Annotated in this window: 20 protein-coding genes and 1 pseudogene; 8 read left to right on the top strand and 13 right to left on the bottom strand. The window is 42.7% G+C overall.

What is annotated here, in order from left to right; translation table 11 throughout:
• Positions 1-200: 200 nt before the first annotated feature.
• From WJQ40_RS02450 to WJQ40_RS02425, 6 genes are all read right to left on the bottom strand, one after another.
• Positions 201-950 carry an alpha/beta hydrolase gene (locus tag WJQ40_RS02450; protein WP_262574394.1) on the bottom strand — a complete coding sequence of 250 codons (750 nt, stop codon included), beginning with the start codon at positions 948-950 and terminating at the stop codon, positions 201-203.
• Positions 951-1,085: 135 nt separating this feature from the next.
• Positions 1,086-2,204 (bottom strand): 5-methyltetrahydropteroyltriglutamate--homocysteine S-methyltransferase, encoded by a 1,119-nt coding sequence (locus WJQ40_RS02445; RefSeq protein ID WP_337405348.1) that lies wholly within the window; start codon positions 2,202-2,204, stop codon positions 1,086-1,088.
• Positions 2,205-2,337: 133 nt separating this feature from the next.
• Positions 2,338-3,243: a LysR family transcriptional regulator gene (locus tag WJQ40_RS02440; RefSeq protein WP_337405346.1), complete on the bottom strand. Its 906-nt coding sequence runs from the start codon at positions 3,241-3,243 to the stop codon at positions 2,338-2,340.
• Positions 3,244-3,278: 35 nt separating this feature from the next.
• Complete coding sequence (locus WJQ40_RS02435) at positions 3,279-4,157, bottom strand: DMT family transporter (protein ID WP_337405345.1); 879 nt, start codon at positions 4,155-4,157, stop codon at positions 3,279-3,281.
• On the bottom strand, positions 4,141-4,686 hold the full coding sequence (locus WJQ40_RS02430) for a TIGR00730 family Rossman fold protein (protein WP_118798475.1): 546 nt from the start codon (positions 4,684-4,686) through the stop codon (positions 4,141-4,143). The genes WJQ40_RS02435 and WJQ40_RS02430 overlap by 17 nt, the downstream gene beginning before the upstream one ends.
• A 45-nt stretch (positions 4,687-4,731) precedes the next feature.
• Positions 4,732-5,349 carry an NUDIX hydrolase gene (locus tag WJQ40_RS02425; protein WP_337405342.1) on the bottom strand — a complete coding sequence of 206 codons (618 nt, stop codon included), beginning with the start codon at positions 5,347-5,349 and terminating at the stop codon, positions 4,732-4,734.
• A gap of 256 nt (positions 5,350-5,605) precedes the next feature.
• On the opposite strand from WJQ40_RS02425, the gene WJQ40_RS02420 reads away from it, so the two are divergent.
• Both WJQ40_RS02420 and WJQ40_RS02415 read left to right on the top strand, forming a co-directional pair.
• The gene (locus WJQ40_RS02420) at positions 5,606-6,172 is read left to right on the top strand and encodes a chromate transporter (RefSeq protein WP_337537773.1); all 567 of its coding nucleotides are present in this window, start codon (positions 5,606-5,608) and stop codon (positions 6,170-6,172) included.
• On the top strand, positions 6,169-6,738 hold the full coding sequence (locus tag WJQ40_RS02415; protein ID WP_337537772.1) for a chromate transporter: 570 nt from the start codon (positions 6,169-6,171) through the stop codon (positions 6,736-6,738). The genes WJQ40_RS02420 and WJQ40_RS02415 overlap by 4 nt, the downstream gene beginning before the upstream one ends.
• Before the next feature lie 54 nt (positions 6,739-6,792).
• On the opposite strand, the gene WJQ40_RS02410 is transcribed toward WJQ40_RS02415, so the two are convergent.
• Genes WJQ40_RS02410 through WJQ40_RS02395 form a run of 4 tightly spaced genes read right to left on the bottom strand, consistent with a single transcriptional unit; the run spans position 6,793 to position 10,427 of the window.
• Positions 6,793-7,710, bottom strand: coding sequence for a Sir2 silent information regulator family NAD-dependent deacetylase (locus WJQ40_RS02410; protein ID WP_337537771.1), 918 nt, complete (start codon positions 7,708-7,710; stop codon positions 6,793-6,795).
• The gene (locus tag WJQ40_RS02405; RefSeq protein WP_337537770.1) at positions 7,661-8,434 is read right to left on the bottom strand and encodes a protein-ADP-ribose hydrolase; all 774 of its coding nucleotides are present in this window, start codon (positions 8,432-8,434) and stop codon (positions 7,661-7,663) included. Before WJQ40_RS02405 ends, WJQ40_RS02410 begins: the two co-directional genes overlap by 50 nt.
• 8 nt (positions 8,435-8,442) lie before the next feature.
• Positions 8,443-9,054 (bottom strand): 4Fe-4S binding protein, encoded by a 612-nt coding sequence (locus WJQ40_RS02400; protein ID WP_337537769.1) that lies wholly within the window; start codon positions 9,052-9,054, stop codon positions 8,443-8,445.
• Positions 9,051-10,427, bottom strand: a complete 1,377-nt coding sequence (locus WJQ40_RS02395; protein WP_337537768.1) for a transposase — start codon at positions 10,425-10,427, stop codon at positions 9,051-9,053. The genes WJQ40_RS02400 and WJQ40_RS02395 overlap by 4 nt, the downstream gene beginning before the upstream one ends.
• Before the next feature lie 654 nt (positions 10,428-11,081).
• On the opposite strand from WJQ40_RS02395, the gene WJQ40_RS02390 reads away from it, so the two are divergent.
• From WJQ40_RS02390 to WJQ40_RS02365, 6 genes and pseudogenes are all read left to right on the top strand, one after another.
• The gene (locus tag WJQ40_RS02390; RefSeq protein WP_337537767.1) at positions 11,082-13,685 is read left to right on the top strand and encodes an InlB B-repeat-containing protein; all 2,604 of its coding nucleotides are present in this window, start codon (positions 11,082-11,084) and stop codon (positions 13,683-13,685) included.
• A 53-nt stretch (positions 13,686-13,738) separates the two neighbouring features.
• Positions 13,739-14,098, top strand: coding sequence for a glycosyltransferase (locus WJQ40_RS02385; RefSeq protein WP_337537766.1), 360 nt, complete (start codon positions 13,739-13,741; stop codon positions 14,096-14,098).
• Positions 14,088-15,011 (top strand): hypothetical protein, encoded by a 924-nt coding sequence (locus tag WJQ40_RS02380; RefSeq protein WP_337537765.1) that lies wholly within the window; start codon positions 14,088-14,090, stop codon positions 15,009-15,011. Before WJQ40_RS02385 ends, WJQ40_RS02380 begins: the two co-directional genes overlap by 11 nt.
• Positions 15,011-15,148: pseudogene (locus WJQ40_RS02375) on the top strand (TnpV protein); the annotation flags it as partial. The gene WJQ40_RS02380 and the pseudogene WJQ40_RS02375, both read left to right, overlap by 1 nt.
• 213 nt (positions 15,149-15,361) lie before the next feature.
• Positions 15,362-15,910: a DUF1016 N-terminal domain-containing protein gene (locus WJQ40_RS02370; protein ID WP_337537764.1), complete on the top strand. Its 549-nt coding sequence runs from the start codon at positions 15,362-15,364 to the stop codon at positions 15,908-15,910.
• A 96-nt stretch (positions 15,911-16,006) separates the two neighbouring features.
• Complete coding sequence (locus WJQ40_RS02365) at positions 16,007-17,059, top strand: bifunctional glycosyltransferase family 2/GtrA family protein (protein WP_337537763.1); 1,053 nt, start codon at positions 16,007-16,009, stop codon at positions 17,057-17,059.
• Between the two features lie 40 nt (positions 17,060-17,099).
• Here WJQ40_RS02365 and WJQ40_RS02360 read toward each other — a convergent pair whose 3' ends face one another.
• From WJQ40_RS02360 to gyrA, 3 genes are read right to left on the bottom strand one after another with little or no spacing between them, the layout of a single operon-like run.
• Positions 17,100-18,620, bottom strand: coding sequence for an SPFH domain-containing protein (locus WJQ40_RS02360; protein WP_337537762.1), 1,521 nt, complete (start codon positions 18,618-18,620; stop codon positions 17,100-17,102).
• Positions 18,621-18,668: 48 nt separating this feature from the next.
• Positions 18,669-19,862: a cation:proton antiporter gene (locus WJQ40_RS02355; RefSeq protein WP_262574380.1), complete on the bottom strand. Its 1,194-nt coding sequence runs from the start codon at positions 19,860-19,862 to the stop codon at positions 18,669-18,671.
• A 14-nt stretch (positions 19,863-19,876) separates the two neighbouring features.
• Entirely contained in the window at positions 19,877-22,420 is a 2,544-nt protein-coding gene (gene gyrA / locus WJQ40_RS02350; RefSeq protein ID WP_337537761.1) for a DNA gyrase subunit A, read from the bottom strand.
• Between the last annotated feature and the right edge of the window lie 29 nt (positions 22,421-22,449).

Here is a 22,449-nt window from a genome sequence, read left to right as displayed (position 1 = left end):
ACCAATCATCGTAAATGGAAGAAGCAAATCCATAATCAACATAAAAATCCAAAACCCCATTGTAAACCCCCTTTACTACAACCTCCGATTGAGCGAGCTCTTTTGCGAGAGATTCATTTTCAGATAAAGCGCCCCCATAGTTGAAACAATCGCTACAAGCAGGCATAGTACCCACAGCAAAATCAGAAATCGGGCATCCGTTACAGACTGCTGACCATTTCCTCAAACAGTTCCGGTTTTAATAAAACCAGTCCCGCATGTCCTAATTCCGGTAATACTGTAAACGCAGTCTGAGGGAATTTACGCTTCATATAATCTATGTCCAGTTTTCTCTCTTTTTCCTCGTTCTTTGCATACCAGTAATGGATCTGTGTATTTATTTCCGGAACAGGATCAGGAACTTTATAGTTATTGCACGAATCAAAAGTCCGCCATAATGTCTTTCTGCTGCAATGTCTCAGAACATCTGCTACATACTGCAGATCCTCTTTAGAATAGTCATCTGTTGCAAATGCCTTTTCCAACAGGCCCACACCACCTGTTCTTCCGATCATCATCATGAGATAATCCTTAAGGGCAATAAACCGTGTCACAATCCATGGCAGCTGATACGGTGTGATGCCGCCATCCATAACGCAATGCTTTATTCTGATCTTTTGTCCAAGCGCTGTCATCAGTGCAATGGAACCTCCCATGGAGCAGCCATATACCGCATATAATTCTGTATAACCCTCTTCCTTCAGCCAGACATTTAATTCTGCAGCAATCTGCTCCACGCTGGTAAAATCACTGTTATTCTCAAAATCATAGCCGGGAAGCGCCGGAACAAGCAGGTGATAATTCTTCTGCAGCAGAGGAATCACATTCTCAAAATAATCCCATTTTACAACTGATGGATGAATCAGCAGAATGGTTTCCTTATTTTCTTTTCCAAATTCATGGATATTCATTACTATATATCCTCTTCTCTCGTTTTCTTTTATTATATTTCAATCCCGTATACCCCACAAGCCCCTGAAATCCGTTGAAAACAAGAAAAAGAGCCAGAACGAAAATCCATCCTGACTCTCTCAATATCTGTCATTTTATTTTCCCCAGACTTCTTCAGCAATTTCCCTGACAAGCTTTAACTTTGCCCACTGTTCTTCCTCCGTAAGCTTATTCCCAATCTCACAGGAAGCAAAACCACACTGCGGACTTAAGTACAGTCTGTCAAGCGGTACATATTTTGCTGCTTCGTAGATCCTTGCGATCACCTTTTCTTTCTCTTCCAATACCGGAGATTTGGTGGTGATAAGCCCAAGAACAACCTTTTTCTCACCTGAAACCTCTGCCAATGATTCAAATCCACCGGAACGCTCGTCATCAAATTCCAGATAGTAAGCAGATACATTTTCCCTGGCAAATAAGGTTTTTGCTACGCTGTCATAAGCACCGCTGCTCGCATAAGTAGAATGAAAATTGCCACGGCACACATGGGTATTGATCACCAGATCATCCGGTTTTCCTTCTATGGCAAGATTATTGATCTCCAGTAGCTGCTCCTTTATCTTCTCAAGTCCTGCTTCATCAGTTCCAAACAGCGCACATGCTCTCGGATCCACCAACATTCCAAAGGAACAGTCATCAAGCTGAATGTTGCGGCAACCTGCTTCATATAGATCCGCAATGACCTTCTGATATTCTCTGGCAATATCAGTAACCAGTTCATCTGTATTTTCATAGTATTTTTTTGTATTATCAAGGGCAAATGGCATGATCATCTGTTCCAGAAACTGTGCCGGTGCAGGAATCGTCTGTTTTGCCACAGTATTTTCATCTTCCAGCGCCTTGATGAATTTAAAATGCTCTACAAAAGGATGTCTGTCCACAGAAACTTTTCCTGTCAGGTAAGTATCATCTATCATAGCTGCTTCCCCGTGGAATGGCAGTCCTGTTTCTGTTTTGGAATGTCCGACTCCCTGAAATCCCCACATAAAATCAAGGTGCCATGTAGCTCTGCGGAATTCTCCATCTGTGATCACATGGTATCCTGCTGCCTTCTGCTTTTCCACAAGCTTCAGAATACAGGTATCCTCAACTGCTCTCAATTCTTCAGCCGTAATCTTTCCTGCCTCGAACTCAGTCCTTGCTTTCTTTAATTCCTCCGGTCTTAAAAAGCTTCCTACAAAATCATATCGAAAGGGTGTCTGCAAATTTTTCATCTTTTTTTCTCCATCAGTAAATATTTTTCTTCATTATAAATGGAGCTTTCCCGTCTGAAAAATACATAAAAATAAAGGTTGTCCATAGTTTTAAGCTATAGCAACTCTGCTTTTTAAAAATATACCGGACATTTTATTTTTCTGTTATGTATGCCTGCAGTGCTTTCAGATAGGAATCTCCCAGCCTGCTGAGGATCCCCTTTCTGTGGGTAATATAACCAATATGCATATTATCCTCATCTGCCAGCGGAACTGCTATAATATCCTTTCCATTCAGCTTTTCATCAATCACACCGCTGCACACCGTATAACCGTTAAGTCCGATCAGAAGATTGAAAAGTGTTGCCCGATCCCGCACTCTGATATTTTTCTTCCGCTCTGATTCCGAAAAAATTTCTTCCGAAAAATAAAAAGAATTATGCTCTCCCTGCTCAAAGGATAAATAGGGATACTGCTCCAGCTCCTTATTGGTGATCACACTTTGCCTTGCAAGCGGATGTTCTCTGCTGATAAATACATGCGGCTTTGCTGTAAACAGCAGATGAAATTCCAGATCATGAGATTTCAGAAGCTTTCCTATCACCTTCTCATTAAAATCATTCATAAACAGGATTCCCAGTTCACTTTTCATTCTGACCACATCCTCAATGATCTCATAAGTCTGTGTCTCTCTCAGACTAAAATCATATTCATCCTGTCCATATTCCTTGACCAGGTCAACAAAAGCATTAACGGCAAAGGAATAATGCTGGGTGGATACACAGAACTGCTTTTTCCCACCATGATTTCTTTTATACTTGTCTTCCAGAATGGCTGCCTGCTCCAGCACCTGTCTTGCATAGCCAAGGAAGTCATTACCTTCCCTGGAAAGGCTGATTCCCTTATTGGTCCTGTTAAAGATGACGATATTCATTTCCTTTTCCAGCTCATGAATGGCATTGGTAAGGCTGGGCTGGGAAATATATAACTTATTCGCCGCTTCTGTAATTGTTCCTGTTTCCGCTACTGTTATCACGTATTTTAACTGCTGTAGGGTCATAACTTTCCTCCCATTTCTGTCCTACTTTTACATTTTCAACCGGTCTGATCTTTTTCTTTTTTCCGCCGGATCAGGAACATGGCAATTCCCGCACCACAGATGATCAGATATCCGAGGATACTGATGACATCCGGCACTTCTCCCAGAAAGATCATGCCAAGCAGGGCAGCAAATACGATCTGCGTATAATCATATACAGACAGTTCACTGGCAGGTGCATAGGTGTATGCCGCCGTAATGGAAAACTGTCCCAGTGTTGCGGAAAGACCTGCCATTAAAAGTGATACAAGCTGCCACCATGTAAGTGGCTGATGATCAAAAATAATAAACGGGATCGCACATACACAGGAAAATACAGAAAAGCAGAATACTATAAGCGGTCCCCGGGCACCAAGCTTTGTTGCCATACGCACGTTAGTATACGCCAGGCCTGCTCCCATCCCACCTAACAATCCGATAAATGCCGGGAATGTAGCAACGCTGTCAAACCCGGGTCTTAAAATGAATAGTGCACCCACAAATGCTGTCAATACGCAGGCAAACTGATATAATTTGATTTTTTCCTTTAACAGAAAATAAGAAAAAATGATGGCAAAAAAAGGTGACAGCTTATTAAGCATGGATGCATCCGCAATATACAGCTTTCCAATGGCATAGAAGTTTGCAAAGATCCCAATTGTCCCAAACAAAGACCGGAAAAAAATATATTTCCCGGTTCCCTTCGGAATGGTGAATGGGATCTTTTCCTTTTTCATAACGGTAAATGCAAAGAAAACGGCTACCAGATTACGGAAAAAGCTCTTTTCAATCGCCGGCAGATCACCCGCCAGCTTCACAAACAGATTCATAAAAGCGAATCCGAAGGCCGCCAGAATGATATAAAAAATCCCCTTATATTTATCTTTTATTTTCATGTTGTATGATTCCCTTAATCTCCTCCAGATTTTTTGCGAAATAAATCCCTTCCTGACGCTCCTTGGATGACAGTCCTTTTTCCTGCATATGCAGAAGCAGCTCCTTCAGGCTATCATAATAACCATTCAGATTATAAAGAATACATGGTGCAGACAGCCATTTCAATGACACCTTGGACATTACCTCAGCAATTTCCTCAAGTGTTCCTGTTCCGCCCGGAAAAGCGATAAAAGCATCCCCAAGCTCGATCATCTTCGTCTTCCGTTCGGTCATATCCTTTGTCACGATAAGCTCTGTCAGCCTGTCATACTCAAAGCCCTGGTCTATAAATATCTGCGGTTCCACGCCGATCGCCCTGCCACCGGCATCCAGCACGCTTTCTGCAACTTCCCCCATAAGCCCGTTTTTTGATCCGCCATAAATAAGTGTATTTCCACTGGATCCTATCCACGTTCCAAGCTCACGCACTGCTTCTTTTAAAAGTGGATCATTTCCCTCATTTGCTCCAAGATATACCGTAATATTCATAACCTTCTCCTTTTCTTCTATCCACTCTGACTGATCCTGCTGCCTCTAATCAAACATAGTCCTCCAGTCCGGATCCTCATAAGCATCAAAGCACATCAGTATCTGATCCTTCGTGGTTTTCTCAACAGCAAGCACCTCAGGAATACTTTCCCTATCAAAGAACCCGATCTCTATCGTTTCTATGTTTTTCATAAATTCGCCGCTCTCATACCTGCACAGGATAAAGACCTTCATAACACCAAACGCATAATTCTGAACATTATGCTTTCTCCAGTCCTGTACCGCGATCAGCCTGTCCGCATGCACCGTAAAGCCTGTTTCCTCCCGTACTTCCTTTTCTGTATTGGAAGCTACTGACTGATCCACATCACACCATCCGCCCGGCAGTGCCCAGGTTCCATTATTTTCATGTACAAGCAGGATCTTCCCATCTGAAAACACAGCTGCCCGTGTATCTACCTTGGGTGTCTGATACCCTGTTTCATTGCAGAACAGATCCCTTATCTTATCAACCGGAATATCTGTCTTTTCAGACATCATTTCTGCTGCGATCTCACGCAGCTCCTCATAACGCTCCTTATCATATTTATCCTTCCCATACTGAAGCCCTGCCTGCGCAATGCTCTGGATCCGGATCGCAAATTCCAGCCATTTATCATTCATATCTCTCTCATCCTCCATCTTACTGATATAAAGCAGAATACGATATCAATATTAATTACAGCTTTCATCTGATTTGTCAAGAAACATACAACTTTATCTAAAAAGTGGCAAAAGTTGTTGAAAATCCTAATTTTTGTATGTTAATCTTACAAAGGAGCTTGTGACTTCCTGTGGAATTGGTGGGCACTGCCAGCCTCAGATTCCCTGCGGACGATCTATGAAAATTCCGCCACATATCTGGCTAAAAGAAATGATTATGGAAAATAAAAAGAAAATTCTTATAAAGCTTTTCATCTCGACCCTGTATCTCAGCACTTTTACATTCGGAGGCGGATATGTGATCGTGACTTTAATGAAGAAAAAATTTGTAGATGAATACCACTGGATTGAGGAGAATGAGATGCTGGATCTCGTTGCGATTGCACAGTCAGCTCCAGGACCCATCGCTGTCAACGGGGCAATTGTAGTCGGTTACAAATTAGCCGGGATGACAGGTGTGGCCACAGCGATCATCGGCACAATCATCCCTCCATTTCTCATTATCTCCCTGATCTCGATCTGCTACAACGCGTTCCGTGACAACTTTATCATCAGTCAGATGCTTTCCGGCATGCAGGCCGGTGTCGGAGCTGTGATTGCCTCTGTAACATATGAAATGGGGGCAGAAATCATCCACAAAAAGAATGCTGTTTCCACGTGCATCATGGCTGCTGCGTTCCTTGCCTCCTGCATTTTTCATATCAATGTCATCATTATTGTAATTGCCTGTGGTCTGATCGGCGCACTACGGACATTCGTGGTAGAAAGGAGAATGAAAAAATGATCTATCTCCAGCTTTTCTTAAGTTTTCTGCAGATAGGCATGTTCAGCTTCGGCGGTGGATACGCGGCAATGCCGCTGATCCAGGGACAGGTCGTGACCACCCATCACTGGCTCTCGATGGAAGAATTTACAGATCTGATCACGATCTCCCAGATGACACCGGGACCCATTGCCATCAATTCTGCAACCTTTGTCGGAATAAAGATTGCGGGCATCGGCGGCGCTCTTGCGGCTACCTTTGGATGCATCCTGCCGTCCTGCATCATCGTCACCTGCATTGCCAGACTGTATTTAAAATACAGAAACCTGACACTTTTACAGGGAATCCTGAACTCCCTGAGGCCTGCGGTCGTTGCTTTGATCGCCTCCGCCGGGATTTCGATCCTCATCACTGCATTTTGGGGCAGTAAGGCAGTGATCGCCTTTGCAAACACAAACTGGTTACTTGTAGTGATTTTTGCTGTCTGCATTATCCTGCTTCAGAAGCTTAAGATGAATCCGATCCTGGTGATGGTGCTGGCCGGGGTCATAAAGACCGTCGTTTCCTTGGTCATCAGCACATTTTAAGATTTGTATACCAGCACACAAATCATCCGTCTTCTACAGGATAACGGATTCCCTTTAAAGCTGATATAAAGTCTCCCCAATATCCCCACTGATACAGACAGACTGCTTTCTGATCTCATCTGGTGCAAATGCCTCGTCATAATTCAGACAGGCATACGTGGACTTCGGATTTCTGGCTGTCATCTGCCAGAAGGGATACTTGATAATACCGGGGGTGTTATATCCAACCCCAAGCTCCAGAAACAGTATCTTCATATTGTTTCTCGTCCGCAGAAAATTCTCATACCTTTCAGCTGCCCTGTGCCAGCCTTCATCCTCTACAAAGGTAGCATCCGAACGAAGATTCATAGTAAGAGGTCTTCCGCAGTGTGAACAGACAGGAATGAGCTCAGACGGTATCGTGCTAAGTAGCTTTTTTTTCTGTGATACGATCAAGCTCCCATCGGCTGCAATTTCACATCCCTGTTCCAGTACCATTTTTCGCACTGCCTCTTCATTATCATACGTTTCCTGGCAGCATGGATTACTGCACTGGAACAGCCCATAATCACCCTGCGTATAAAATAATCTCTTTTTATCAAACATGGCCTTCTGGAAGCAGTGATCCACATTCGTCGTGATCACAAAATAATCCTTATCCTTTACCAGCTCCAGGACTCTGTCATACACCGGCTTTGGCGCATCCATGTACCGGTTGATATAAATATAGCGGCTCCAGTACGCCCAGTATTCCTCCAACATGTCATAAGAATAAAAGCCTCCGGAATACATATCGTGGAAATCATATTTTTCCTCAAAATCAGAAAAATACTGTTTGAATCTTTCTCCACTGTATACAAAGCCCGCTGATGTGGAAAGTCCTGATCCGGCACCGATCACAACAGCATCTGCCTCACTGATCTTTTCTTTTAATTCTGTTATCTTATCCGAGTAATCTCCGGTAGATTCTTTCATCTTCTTCTTTAAAAACATTGAATATCACCTGAATCCCTGAATTTGTTTTTTCTTTGAACTCTCTGACTGTCTGCACGGCAATCTGTGCTGCTTTTTCATTTGGAAACATAAACACACCTGTTGAAATGCAGCAGAATGCAATACTTTTTACTCCATGCTCCTCTGCTGTACGCAGACAGGACTCATAACAGGACGAAAGCAGCCTCTCATGCTTTCCGGTAAGCCATCCCTGCACAATAGGTCCTACCGTATGGATCACATAATCACAGGGAAGATTAAAAGCCGGTGTGATCTTCGCCTGCCCTGTGGGTTCTTCGTATCCCTGCTGCCGCATCATATTATCACAGTAATTTCGAAGCTGGATCCCGGCATAAGTATGAATGCAGTTATCAATACAGCTGTGACATGGCTGATAACACCCGGTCATTCCACTATTTGCAGCATTGACGATCGCTCCCACCTGAAGTCTTGTAATATCACCCTTCCAGATATATAGACCCGGCTGCAGCTCTTCCATATCTTCCAGTGTCACAACTCCTTTTTCTTCCTGTACCTGCTGCAAATACGCATCCTGGACAGCCAGAAATTCCTCATCAATATCCTTTGGCATACGCACATTCATCAGAGAACGAAGCATCTTCTTCTGCTCCTGTGTATCATCAGGTACTTCATATTCTCTGTAATGCATATTTTCATCAAGCAGCTTCCTGATCAGCCATTTTCTTCGTTCATCCTGTTTCATATTGAGACTCAATTCCTCTCTATCGCCTTCACAGGACAGTTCTCATAACAGTTTCCACAGTGCAGACAATGATTCTGGTTTATCACATATGGGTTTCCTTCATCAATGCACCTCTGTGGACAGACTCTTTTGCATTTACCACATCCGATACATTTCTCTGTGATATGATATCCCTTCTTTTTCAGGGTAACACTTCCAAGGCTATATGTCTCCCTGAATATGGGATTCACTCCCAAATTAAAGTACTCCACTTCTGCCTGATCAATACAGAATATAATTCCAATATCTCTCGTATCACCTTGGTAAACATTGGCAAGATACGGCTGCTCTTCAAAGATAAGATCTCTCCATTTCTCCTGCTCTTCCTCTGCCACTGCATAAGCCTTTCCGGACATACGGATCATTTCCTTGTATCTGGTATAACACAAAATCTGTACCCTGCCATCCTCCTGAAGCTCTCTGCAGAAATTTTTTCCTCTTGCAGTAAAAAAATATATCGCATCCTTTTCATAATGAATGGCACTGATATTCCTGATCTGCGGTGCTCCTTCCTGATCGACCGTAGCAAAAGCAAGTACACCTACCAGTTCCATTTTCTTAAGACATGTTTCCAGATTCATTCTTTATTCTCTCCTCTCATATAGCATGGCAGTTCCTCCCCTGTGATCTCATTCCTTGTTTTCCAGCACTGCGGATCAGCTCCATAAAAATTCCCTGTAGTTCCGTTTGCTACAGCCGGACATCCCCGGCACCATGCCTTCAATTCACATTTACTGCACTTTTCAAATTTATCGTACTCTCTGTACTTCTCTATCTGACAGATCCACACATCTGCCAGCCTGTCTTCAAACACATTTGCTACCCGGCTGTCGGTTACTCTCCTGCAGGCCATCACATCTCCGTTTGAAGCTATGGTGATATGACAGTTTCCGCAGTTACAGCCTCCATATATCATACCGTCTTTTACATTCTGCGGTAACTGAAACTGCCCGGTTTCATATTCATACAACGTCCAGAGGTGATCCTTTTTGTTAAAATAAGTCTCACATCCTGCTGCCTCATAGGCTTTAAACTTGGCATCACAAATTTCCAGAAGCTTTCTGTACTCCTGTGGTGTCATACTGGTATCCACCTCACCGCCTGTCGGAACATATCGTGAAAATGCAAATACCTTTACCTTTGCTTTTACAACTTCGTCAATAATGTCAGGTATGCGGTGCTCCACAGAATGGACTCTGTTATCATACATATACTGTTGCTGCTCATACAGCCTCGTGATGGTAAGATATAAGTTGATGTCCTTACCTGTCATGGCGTATCCTTCACTCATGAACTGTTCCAGATACCGGAGATCCCTTTTCACATATGCAAGCTGTTTACGAAGTGCGCTGCGGATCTTTTTTGATGTATGTTTTTTGCTCTTGGCAAACGCAAGATACTCTTTTCTGGCACGTTTACGGTATCTTCTTGGCAGCTTAAGACTATAGCATTTACAAAAACGGTAAATGATATTTTCCAGTTTTTCCCTTGCTTCGTTCAAAAGAGAGACGTCCTGCGGATAACGGATGTTTGCAGGCGAGCAGGTTGCATCGATAGTCAACGTTCCTTTATTCGTATCTTCCTTTGCGGTATCATCGTTACTGTTTTTCTCTCCGGATGGAGGGGCAGGGTCATCTTTATCATCATCCTTGTGATCGAGAAGATACTCATTTGCTTCCATCAGCATCTCTGCTGAAATGCGTTTGCGGAAAAGAACCAGTGTACTTGCATCAAACGGAGCTTCTTCCTGAAAGCCCGGAAGCCCAATAAAGTACTGCAGATACGGATTCTCAGCGATCTGATCGACGAGTTCACGGTCGGAATACTGAAATCTGGTCTGAATGATCAGAGCTCCCAATGCCATACGGAGAGGCTTGGCAACATTACCTGTACCACTTGGAAACAGTCTGGCATATTTTTCTTCAAACTCATCCCAAGGTATTCGGTCAGCCAATTTTATCCAGCGGTTATCCTGATTCATATGGAGTCCCATAGGCTGGTTGAAATTGAGGAATGAATGCTATAACTTGTCAATCGGTCTGTACATTGTTTTAGCCCCTTTATCCTTAAAATTTGTAAGAAAAATGCATGAAAAATAATTTGATTTCATAAAAATCCTTGTAATTATTGTACCAGAAAATGGGGTAATAGTCAGTAAAATCAAGTGTTTCTAATTTGTTCAGCAGACACTAATTAAAAAAATTGTTCTCACCCATTATGAGAAGATTTGCCGAAGTAACTTCAGCCTTGAGGATAGAGCGACCGGAATTTTCTTTGGCAATTGAGAATCTTGTCAAACCTTCTATAAAAAATAAATATGGGTGAGAGTTTTTGGGATTTTTTGTACCTAAGTATATATAGAACATATAGGATCTTAGAAAATGCGTAACAGTTCAGCCATGTAGAAATGATAGTATAAGAGGACTGTGGGAGCCTGCTCACTAAGGGAGGCGTATACTATCATTTCTATAGTGCGGACGCCCGACATGAAATAAGTTGCCCGAAAGTGTGGATATTGATTAGTTAGACCATAGAAAGCGGCAACTTATGAATGGAAAGGGCTGATCTGTTGCGAAAATGCATTACAGTAAGGGGAGGACAGCGCAGAATGAGAAAAAAGGTAAAACGAATTTATGGAATATTGCTGAGTATGGGCATGCTCTTAACATTATTATCAGTGCCGGTATGGGCAGCAGAGCCGGTTAAAACAGAAGCGGGATACGAGCAGGAACAAGAACGGCAGCAAAAGCAGCCCCAGGAGCAAAAGCAGACGCAGGAGAAAAAGCAGCCCCAGGAACAGGGGCAAATGCAGGAGCAAGAGCAGATGCAGAAGCAAGAGCAGATACAGGGGCAGACGCAGCAGCAGGAGGAAGGACAGTCGCAGGAATATACTGAGACCTGTGATACGCTGACAAAAAACTGCGTTCATGAGCACACATCAGAATGCTATCCGCAGACCACCGGAACCGGTACGGTGTCCGGAAATGATGCAATGGAATCCGAAGAAGCCCAGCCGACAGCATGTACTCATGTATGCAGCGAAGAAAGCTCCGGCATAAATGTTGAAAATACGTTGAGAGCAAATGGACTGCCAATTGTTATGGCTCCCAATAACCGTGGAGATGTGGAATTGAAGCAGGATACTATTGGGAATTATAGAGTGCAATCTCCCGGCGGCGATTCTTTTTATAGGCTTCCGTCTGGAAATTACCGTCTGGGAGAGGATATAACGCTGGATAAAAGGCTTGTAATTGGGAAAGTAGAAACTTCTTACACTGTTTCATTGGATTTGAATGGTCATAAGCTGGAGATGGGCGACGACAATACAATATCACTGCTGGATTCAAGTGAACTGAACATAAAAAATGCAAGTCAGCAGGAAGGGGAAATCATTAATGGATCGAAGAGAGGGATTCAAATTAATTTGGGTGCAAAACTCAGGGTTTATGGAGGAACGATAGATTCCATCATCACGTATTTTGATAATGCTGAATTCTATCTGTATGGAGGAACAATTAAAGGTAATATTGAATTTCCTGTGCTTCCATACGCTATTCCAAATGCAGTATTATATGCAAATGGAGGAATTGTGGAAGGAAAACTGCTAATATATACACGTCAAAATGATAAGCTGACGATACGTACTGAGAAATCTGCTGCTTCAATGACAACTTTCAAGGGATTCGTGATGAACTGTAAGATAGAAGGCGGTATATTTAGCGGCGCCGTGGATGGGAGTTGTCAAATCGAGGACAGCGCAAAAGTTACGGTTGAATTTGATACAAAAGGAGGCGGATCAATTCCTCAACAGAAAGTTCTTCGTGGACAGAAAGCGCAGGATCCCGGAGCTCCTGTGCAGGACGGTTATGAATTTGAAGGCTGGTATGTGTCTGGAAATTCAAATCCTAAGTGGGATTTCAGTGATAATGTTACAGATAATCTGAATCTTGAGGCTCATTGGAATAAAGTTTATCAGGTGACAATGCAAACAAATGGAGGAACGATTGCACCTGGTAGGGAGATTAAAAGCTATACCGGGGGGACATCATTAACTCTGCCGGGAGCAGGTGACATCACCCGCGGAGGCTATACTTTTGCAGGCTGGTATGAGGATAGAGGCTTCTCCGGCTCTCCTGTTACGGAAATCAGCATCACTGACACAGGAGATAAGACCTTCTATGCGAAGTGGTCAGCCAATACTTATATCGTGAAGCTGGAAACAAATGGAGGCAAGATTGCAGACGGCAAAGATGTAACCGACTATACCTGTGGCACGGGTGCGGCTCTGCCGGGAGCAGGTGACATCACCCGCGGAGGCTATACTTTTGAAGGCTGGTATGAGGGCATTGATTTCTCCGGCGCTCCTGTTACGGAAATCAGCAGAACCGATACAGGAGATAAGACCTTTTATGCGAAATGGAAGCAAAATACAGTGCCGGTAACCCCAGCTCAAACAGAACATAATGACGCAAACCATGATAATACCAACCATGACAATTCAGGTGATACGAAGGAAAGCAGTGGCACAGCTCCGGTGAGCTATCCTGTCCTGACCTTTGATACCTGTGGTGGAAGCAGTATCAAAGCAGTTCGCGCATGGAAAGGACATATAATTAATCTTTCCGGCTACCGGCCAACCCGTGAAGGTTATGAATTCAGAGGCTGGTATGCGGATCGGAATCTGACACAGCCCATTACGGAAATCCGGCTTGATGGAAACAGGACGGTTTATGCAGGCTGGATCAAGCAGGTAGAGCAGACCGGTGAAAATTCCAAACCGAAGGCAGTTCCGGCACAGCTTATAGCAGGCGATAACGCAAAGACCGTAAGGAAAGACAACGGAAAATCTCTTATCGGAGCTTACGAACCGGGTTCATCGGACACACCAGAGGATACGGAGAATCAGAGCACAGAAGACCAAACTATGGAAGATCGAGGCACGGAAGACCAGGTCACGGCGGATCAAGTCACAGGAGATCAAAGAACGGAGGATACCGGGGATGATCAGAAATCAACAGCGGAGAATAATCCCGCAGACAATAACCCAGCAGACAATGATTCAAAGTCGGATGACAGTACGAATTTGCCGTCAGAGGACAGCTCCCACAGTGGCGGCTGGATCCCGGTTATCTGTATTTGTGCAGGATCTTTGGTGATCGGATCTGGCTTACATCTGGGATTTCGGAAATGGAAGAAAACAGATAGGAAATAATACAGGATTGAAACCCTTATAAATAAGGCTTTGAAAAGGAGGTGACACATTCTATGTACAATAATCAAAAGCGGGTGGAACTGGTAAAAAGACGAATTTATGAAAGAAACTGTCAGCAGCAGAGACATGGAATTTACGGACTGTCTGCGGCGTGCATGGTTTTATTCGCCTTTCTTGCGGGATCGCTTCATGTGGTGGCAGGACATACACAGATGGCGGCTCAGGGCATGTACGGTTCTGTCCTGCTGTATAAAGATGCAGGAAGCTATGTGCTTGTGAGTGTTGTTTCCTTTGTTCTGGCAGTTGCGGTTACGTTATGCTGTATCAGATTGCGGGACAGGGAACGTGGGTTAAGGGAGCGGAAAAGAAAGAATGAATTACCGGAAAAGGAGGACAAAAGAGATGGAAGGTAAAATAACAGGAACAGGAAAAAGAATCATGACTATGATGCTGTCAGTGATCATGGTGACAGGTATATTTGCCGGGATGAAACTGGAGGTAAGGGCAGCGAAGACTTATTCCTTTGATTTATCAGATCCTGGCGGCTTTATGTTCGCATTACAAAATACTTATTATTCTGATGATACACTTTTTTTTACCGGTTTTTCCCAGCCACCAGCAGGCGATAGCTATAGCTATATAGTTCGGTGGGACTATATTTATAATTCAAAACGTGTTGGAAGTAGTATAACAACTTGTGGTGAAAATCTAAGTAATGTTTCTATTACGATTCCCAATGATAGCCAATATGATTATGCAAAATTGGTTGACTATACCCCTCCGACAGTATCCCAGGGGCCGATTCAAGTTGTTGAATTTGTTTTTAATATTTATTATCCCTTTACTCCTTCGCAGCCCACAGTTACTCCTCCTTCGCAGCCCACAGCTGCTCATTCAACGGAATCATCTGCCGCACCATCCCACGAATGCAGCTTCCAGTGGGTAACAACGGTAGAACCGCAGCCCGGTATAGACGGCTTGGAAGAGTATAAATGTATGTCCTGCGGTATGGTTAAGGAATCCCAGCCCATTCCTGCAAGTATGGCCGCTGTGAAAAACCTGTATGGCTTCATCAAGGATGCACCGGAAAACGGAAATGTCACAATTGACTTTGGTAAGCTCCATACCATCAGCGATTATCTTTTAAATAAAATGTCGGAAAGAAGCGATGTAACAGTGACCATAAGCTTTGAATATTATAGTGCACAGTACGAGATTACGTTCCCATCGGGAACAGATTACTCCACTGTTTTGGAGGATGAAGATACGATGTATGGATATTTCGGTGTAGCAGCAAGGCTTGGACTTACGGTAGAAGCTAAATAGAGGTGATTCTGAAACAGCTGGAAGAAAAAGAACCATTGCCAGATAAGGAAAAAGATCAGATGGCATTGGTAAGCGCTGCAAAGCAGCACAGAGCGATTGCGGAAGAGATTATTCTCAAGGAATTGATTTATGTTTAAATGAAGGTGATGAGATCGTGGAATGCGATCTCATTATTATATGTGAATGTGAAATAGCAGTAGGCAGAATGAGAAAAACAGGGTAAAATAAAGCCATAAAATCCGAGTAACAATAAGAGCTGATTATAGAAGAAATTTGAAATGTCAGATTGACATATCAACTTGTAAAAGTTGTGATGTTGTTGCAAAAAATATTAAAAGGAGGTCGTTCTGATGGATAGAGCGTTTTATAGTGAGATTAAGAAAATACTCACAAATGCGAGAGACAAAGTTTATCAGACTGCCAATTTTACTATGGTGGAAGCCTACTGGCAAATTGGAAAGTCTATTGTGAAAGAACAAAATGGAGAAGAACGTGCCGAATACGGAACAGGTTTACTCAAAGAATTATCGAAGCAGATGACACAGGATTTTGGAAGAGGTTTTACGGTTGCAAATTTAAAAAATATGAGACAGTTTTATCTGACTTTTCCAAATGGCTACGCACTGCGTAGCGAATTGAGTTGGACACATTATCGACTTTTAATGCGAGTGGAAAATGACAATGCAAGACAATTTTATATGGACGAAGCAGTAAAATCTCAATGGAGTACTCGTCAGTTAGAAAGACAGATTAATACATTTTTTTATGAGAGATTGTTATCAAGTAAGAATAAAGAGGAAGAAGCCATGACACTGGCCAAAAATGCCAGAGAGACTATGGGCAGACTGTTCACCTGTGATCCCGCAGAAACAACAGATGAAGAAATTGCCGGTATATGAAAGAGCATATAAATAAGAGTTTTCTTGTGATTACTACTCCCATGTGATATTCTGAAAGAGCAGAAATAAATCATATTTCACAAAGAGAGCTAAATAATGATACCAATTATTATCCCAGCTTATGAACCCGATCAGCGACTGATCGGGTTACTTAAGGAATTATCAGAATATCCCTATGGCCCTGTCATTCTGGTAAATGACGGAAGTGGATCAGCCTATGAAGATATTTTCAAAGCAGCAAAAAATCTGCTTTCTGAAAAAGCTATCCTCCTGACACATGAAGTAAACAGGGGCAAAGGACGGGCATTAAAAACTGCATTTCAATATATCCTGGAGCATCTGCCAAAAGCAACCGGAGCCGTAACAGCAGATTCCGACGGACAGCACACGAAAAAATCAATCATGAATGTGGCAGAAATGATGCTGCATAATCAGGGAGATCTTATCCTCGGCGTCCGTACCTTTGACAGAGAAGATATTCCCTGGAAAAGCCGTTTTGGCAACCGTCTTACAGAAAAGGTATTTACCTATGTGGCAGGTGTCCATATCAGTGATACCCAGACAGGACTTCGTGGTATTCCAAGGGAGTTTATGAAAGAGCTGCTTACCATTTCTGCAGACCGGTTTGAATTTGAAACACAGATGCTTCTTCTGGCTTCCGGTCAGTACAAGATCCAGGAAATTCCAATTGAGACGATTTATGATTCCAAGGAAGATCATCAGACTCATTTTAATCCGCTGAAGGATTCTATGAAGATCTATGCAGTTCTTGGAAAATGGTTTTTAAGATATACACTGGCATCCTTTTCATCCAGCATTGTAGATCTTTTGCTGTTTACCATACTCTGCCATTTTCTAAGGGATCAGCTTACAGCATATGTAGCAGTAGCTACCGTAATGGCAAGAATCATATCAGCAGCTTATAATTATACTGTCAATTATAAGATTGTTTTCAAAAGCAGGGAAAACATGGGAAAGGCAGCCTGGCAGTATGCCCTGCTTGCTGTCGTACAGATGGGTATGAGTGCCCTGCTTGCAACAGGCGGTGTAAAGCTTCTGCCATTTATACCGGAAGTAGTTACAAAGGCAATCGTTGATACGATCCTGTTTTTTGCCAGCTATCATATTCAGAAAAAATATGTATTCTAAAAGAATCCGCAGAACTCAGTTTTCTGCGGATCCTTTTATATTAAATACTTTCGTTATTCTCTGCTGCTTCTGACACAACTGCACCGGATACGGCTGCTACAACATCCTTTTTATCATCACCGGAGAGTCCGGTAACATTGATGTTCTTATTTACCTTGGCATCGTAGGTTCCTGCCTTTACGATATCAGCAAGATCAATACCTACTGTTTCCTTCATAGTTTCAAAAAGCTTTGCCATGACACTTGGAACATTGTCTGCTACATTGCCTACACCATTTCCTCCATCACCGCCGATAATTGTGATCTTATCAATCTGGGTAAGAGGCTCGGCAATTTTTCCGGCGATCTCAGGAAGAACCTGGATCAGCATTTCTGCCATAGCCGCATTGTTGTACTTCTGGTAAGCAAGTGCCTTCTTCTCCATGGCTTCTGCTTCCGCAATACCCTTTGCACGGATTGCCTCAGCTTCTGCTTCACCGACCATACGGATACCGGCTGCCTCCTGCTCCTTGGCGAATTTCTGTGCTTCTGCAGTTGCCTTCATTGCTTCTGCTTCTTTTTCACGTTCAAACTTCTCAGCTTCTGCATTCTTCATTCTCTCATACAGCTCTGCTTCTGACTGCTGCTGACGGGCGAATTTTTCTGCTTCCGCTTTCTTCTTAACTTCTGCATCCAGAGCCTTTTCCTTAACCTCGGCTTCTTTCTGCTTCAGGATAACTTCCTTTTCCTGCTTTGCAATGCTTGCTTCCTGAGTAGCAACCTCGATCGTCTTTCTCTGTTCCTGCTCCTGGATACTGTAGGCTGCATCTGCCTCTGCTCTCTTAGTATCCTCCATTTTCTGAAGCTCTGCCTTCTGAAGGGCAAGCTCATTATTCTTCTTGGCAATCTCACGCTCAGCATTGATTCTTGCATCATTTGCCTGCTTGTCAGCCTCTGCCTTTGCTACAGCGATTTCCTTCTCTGCTTCTGCTTTGGCTATAGCTGCTTTTTTCTTGATCTGGGAAATGTTATCAATACCAAGGTCATCGATAACACCATTTCCATCAGCAAAATTCTGCACATTAAAGCTGACAATATCAAGACCCATAGCAGCCAGGTCAGGCTCTGCATTTTCCTTTACCAGATTTGCGAATTTCTGACGGTCACTGACCATTTCTTCCAGTCTCATGCGTCCTACTATTTCACGCATATTACCTTCCAGAACCTCTCTGGCAATACTTGCTATGTACTGTGTATTCTGATTCAGAAAGTTTTCTGCTGCCAGTGCCAGCTTATCCTTCTCACTGCTGATCTTGATGTTGACGGCTGCATCTACCTGAATATTGATATAATCAGCGGTAGGTACGGCATTAGATGTTTTGACATCGATTGCGATCAGCTTCAGACTCAGTTTATCCATTCTTTCAAGAAAAGGAATCTTTACACTTGCCTTACCAATAATAACCTTTTTTCGAAGACCGGAAATAATATAAGCGGTATCCGGCGGTGCTTTTTTGTAACCGGTCACAATGATAACAAGTATGAGAACGATTACTACTGCTGCAATGATTGGTCCAATCATTCTGTTACCCTCCTGTGGTTTTCATTTTTTATTAATTCACCAGCCCCTTTAAGCTGTCTGAACCCCATTTTCTTCCTTATCCCTGGAATACAGGAATTTCAGAACAATTGGTGTTGAGATTGAAGATACAATGATCAGCAGGATAACAGCTGTAAAATAAACCGGATCGATCAGGTTCATGGAAAGACCCTTTTGAGCTACGATCAGTGCTACTTCTCCACGGGTCATCATTCCCACACCGATCTTCAAAGCATCCTTTCCTTTAAATCTGCATATCCTGGCCATCAGTCCACAGCCAATTATCTTACTTATAAGTCCTACAATTACAAATCCTACAGCAAACAGAAGGATACCACCTGTTACATCATTCAGATCTGTTTTCAGTCCTATACTTGCAAAGAAAACAGGTCCAAACAGCATATAGGAATTGATGTCGATCTTTCTTTCAATATATTCAGAATCATTGATAGAACAGAGAATGATACCTGCCACATAAGCCCCTGTAATATCTGCAATACCGAAATACTGTTCTGCCACATAGGACATAATGAAGCAGTAAGCCAGACCTGCGATTGGGATTCTTCTGGTATGCGGATATCTTTTATCTATCCATTTAAATATTTTATAAGAAATAAAACCAACTCCTACAGCAAGTACAAAGAAAAGAATTGTATTTATTACAACAGTAGAAGGCTTTGAATCCGGATTTTTAAAGCCTATGACAAATGTAAGTACAATAATACCAATAACATCATCAATGATGGCTGCACTTAAAATTGTAGTACCTACTCTTCCTTTCAGCTTTCCCATTTCTTTTAGAGACTGTACGGTAATGCTGACAGAAGTAGCTGTTAATATAGTTCCTATAAACACTGCCTCATAAAATTCATTGGATCCCCAGGGTGCAAATCCATAAAAGACCATATAATACAATGCACCAAGAACCAATGGAATAAATACACCGGCACAGGCGATCAGTGCTGCGATCGGTCCTGTTTTCATGAGTTCTTTCAGATCTGTCTCAAGACCTGCAGAAAACATAAGCAGGATAACACCGATTTCTGCCATCTGCAGGATAAAATCTGACTGATCAACAAGTCCAAGAATACTGGGTCCTATCAGAAGTCCTGCTATGATCTCGCCTACCACCTGAGGCGCTTTGCATTTTCTTGCCAGAATCCCGAACAGCTTTGCTGCGATGATAATAATAGCAAGATCCTTTAAAATTGAGTAACTTTCCATAATAGTTCATCTCCTCACTCATCATCTTCTTCTTTTGGAAGCGTTACTTCTTCATCTTCTTCTGTTATTTCTTCCATGGCATCATCCGGATTTTCAAATTCCTGATCCCCATTGGAAACCCTTTCTCTTACCTTAGCGATCTGCGCAACCTTAACACCATCATCCAGATTGATCAGCTTCACACCGGAGGTGATCCTTCCAAGCTTTGATATTTCTGCTACACGGAGCTGGATGATCGTTCCTGCTGTTGTGATCATCATGATCTCATGATCATCATCCACAGCCTTGACACCAACTACATATCCTGTCTTTTCTGTGATCTTATAGCATTTAACACCCTTACCGCCACGCTTCTGCACAGTGAATTCATCCAGATATGTACGCTTACCCATACCATTTTCAGAAACGATAAGAAGAGAATCTCCCTGATGATCAAGCTGCATGCCAATGATCTCATCACCGTCATCCAGATTCATACCAATAACACCCATAGAGCTCCTGCCTGTTGCCCTGACATCTGTTTCCTTAAAGCGTATACACATACCATGCTTTGTTACAAGAAAAATCTCTGTATTTTTATCAGTGATCTTAACCTCAATCAATTCATCATCATCTCTCAGGCTGATTGCTGCAAGACCATTCTTACGTACATTCATATACTCCATAACACTGGTCTTCTTCGCAATACCATTTTTTGTGATCATGAAGAGATTCTTATTTTCTTCAAAATCCTTGATCGGAATGATAGCTGTTATCTTTTCTCCAGGATTCATCTGCAGAAGGTTTACAATTGCCGTTCCTCTTGAGGTTCTGGATGCTTCCGGTATTTCATAGGCCTTCAGTCTGTAAACCCTTCCAAAATTCGTAAAGAACATGATATAGTGATGGGTAGTCGTCATAAGAAGATCTGCAATGAAATCCTCATCAATCGTCTGCATTCCCTTGATTCCCTTACCACCACGGTTCTGTGACTTGAAGTTATCCACAGTCATACGCTTGATATATCCAAGATTTGTCATGGCGATGATCGTATTATCTCTGGGGATAAGATCCTCCATGGAAATATCATATTCATCAAAACCGATAACACTTCTTCTGTCATCTCCATACTTTGCAGAAATTTCACTGATCTCTGTCTTGATTACACCAAGAAGGAGCTTTTCATCTGCAAGAATTGCCTTTAATTCTGCGATTCTGGCAAGCAGCTCTTTATGCTCATTCTCGATCTTCTCTCTTTCCAGACCTGTCAGAGTACGAAGTCTCATATCTACGATTGCCTGGGACTGCACATCTGTCAGACCGAATCGATCCATTAATCTCTGCTTTGCGATCTGTGTATTCTGACTGCTTCTGATAATGGAAATCACTTCATCAATATTATCAAGAGCGATCAGTAAGCCCTGTAAAATATGATCTCTTTCTTCTGCCTTATTCAGATCATATTTGGTTCTTCTGGTTACGACCTCTTCCTGATGTCTGATATAATGGATCAGCATATCCAGAAGGTTCATGACCTTTGGTTCATTGTTCACAAGAGCCAGCATGATCACACCAAAGGTATCCTGCATCTGTGTATGCTTATACAGCTGGTTCATGATCACATTGGCATTGGCATCACGTCGGAGCTCTATGACAATCCTCATACCCTCTCTGTCTGATTCATCACGAAGATCTGTAATACCATCTATTTTCTTTAATTTGACAAGCTCTGCTATCTTCTGGATCAGATTTGCCTTATTTACCAGATAAGGAAGCTCTGTTACTATGATCCTGCTCTTACCATTTGCCATAGTTTCAATATCAGTCACTGCACGTACTCTGATTTTTCCCCTACCGGTACGATAAGCCTCCTCACTTCCTCTGGTACCAAGAATGATACCGCCTGTAGGAAAATCAGGAGCCTTTACGATTGGAAGTATTTCTTCGATGGAAGTTTCTCTGTCTTCCTCTATTCTGTTATCAATGATCTTAACAACGGCAGCAATGACTTCTCTTAGGTTGTGAGGTGGAATATTGGTAGCCATACCAACAGCGATACCGGTCGTACCATTCACAAGAAGATTAGGAAAACGGCTTGGAAGAACAGTCGGTTCCTTTTCTGTTTCATCAAAGTTAGGTACGAAATCAACAGTATCCTTATTGATATCTGCAAGAAGCTCCATGGAAATCTTGCTTAATCTTGCTTCTGTATATCGCATCGCAGCGGCGCCGTCACCATCCACAGAACCAAAATTTCCATGTCCGTCTACCAGGGGATGGCGAAGAGACCAGGGCTGTGCCATATTTACCAGCGCTCCATAGATAGATCTGTCGCCATGGGGATGATATTTACCCATAGTATCGCCGACGATACGTGCACTCTTTCTGTGAGGCTTATCGGGTCCGTTATTTAATTCAATCATGGAATAAAGGACTCTTCTCTGTACCGGCTTCAGACCATCTCTTACATCAGGAAGTGCTCTGGAAGCGATAACACTCATCGCATAATCGATATAAGAGGTTTCCATTGTTTTCTTCAGATCTACCTCATGTATCTTGTCAAAAATATTATCTTCCATCTCAAACCTTTCTTTCTTGCTTTGCCTGC

Source organism: Suilimivivens sp., from assembly GCF_037359455.1.
Lineage (GTDB): Bacteria > Bacillota > Clostridia > Lachnospirales > Lachnospiraceae > Suilimivivens > Suilimivivens aceti.
The sequence above is the reverse complement of the archived record's forward strand: the minus strand, read 5'-3'. Positions and strand labels throughout refer to the sequence as shown.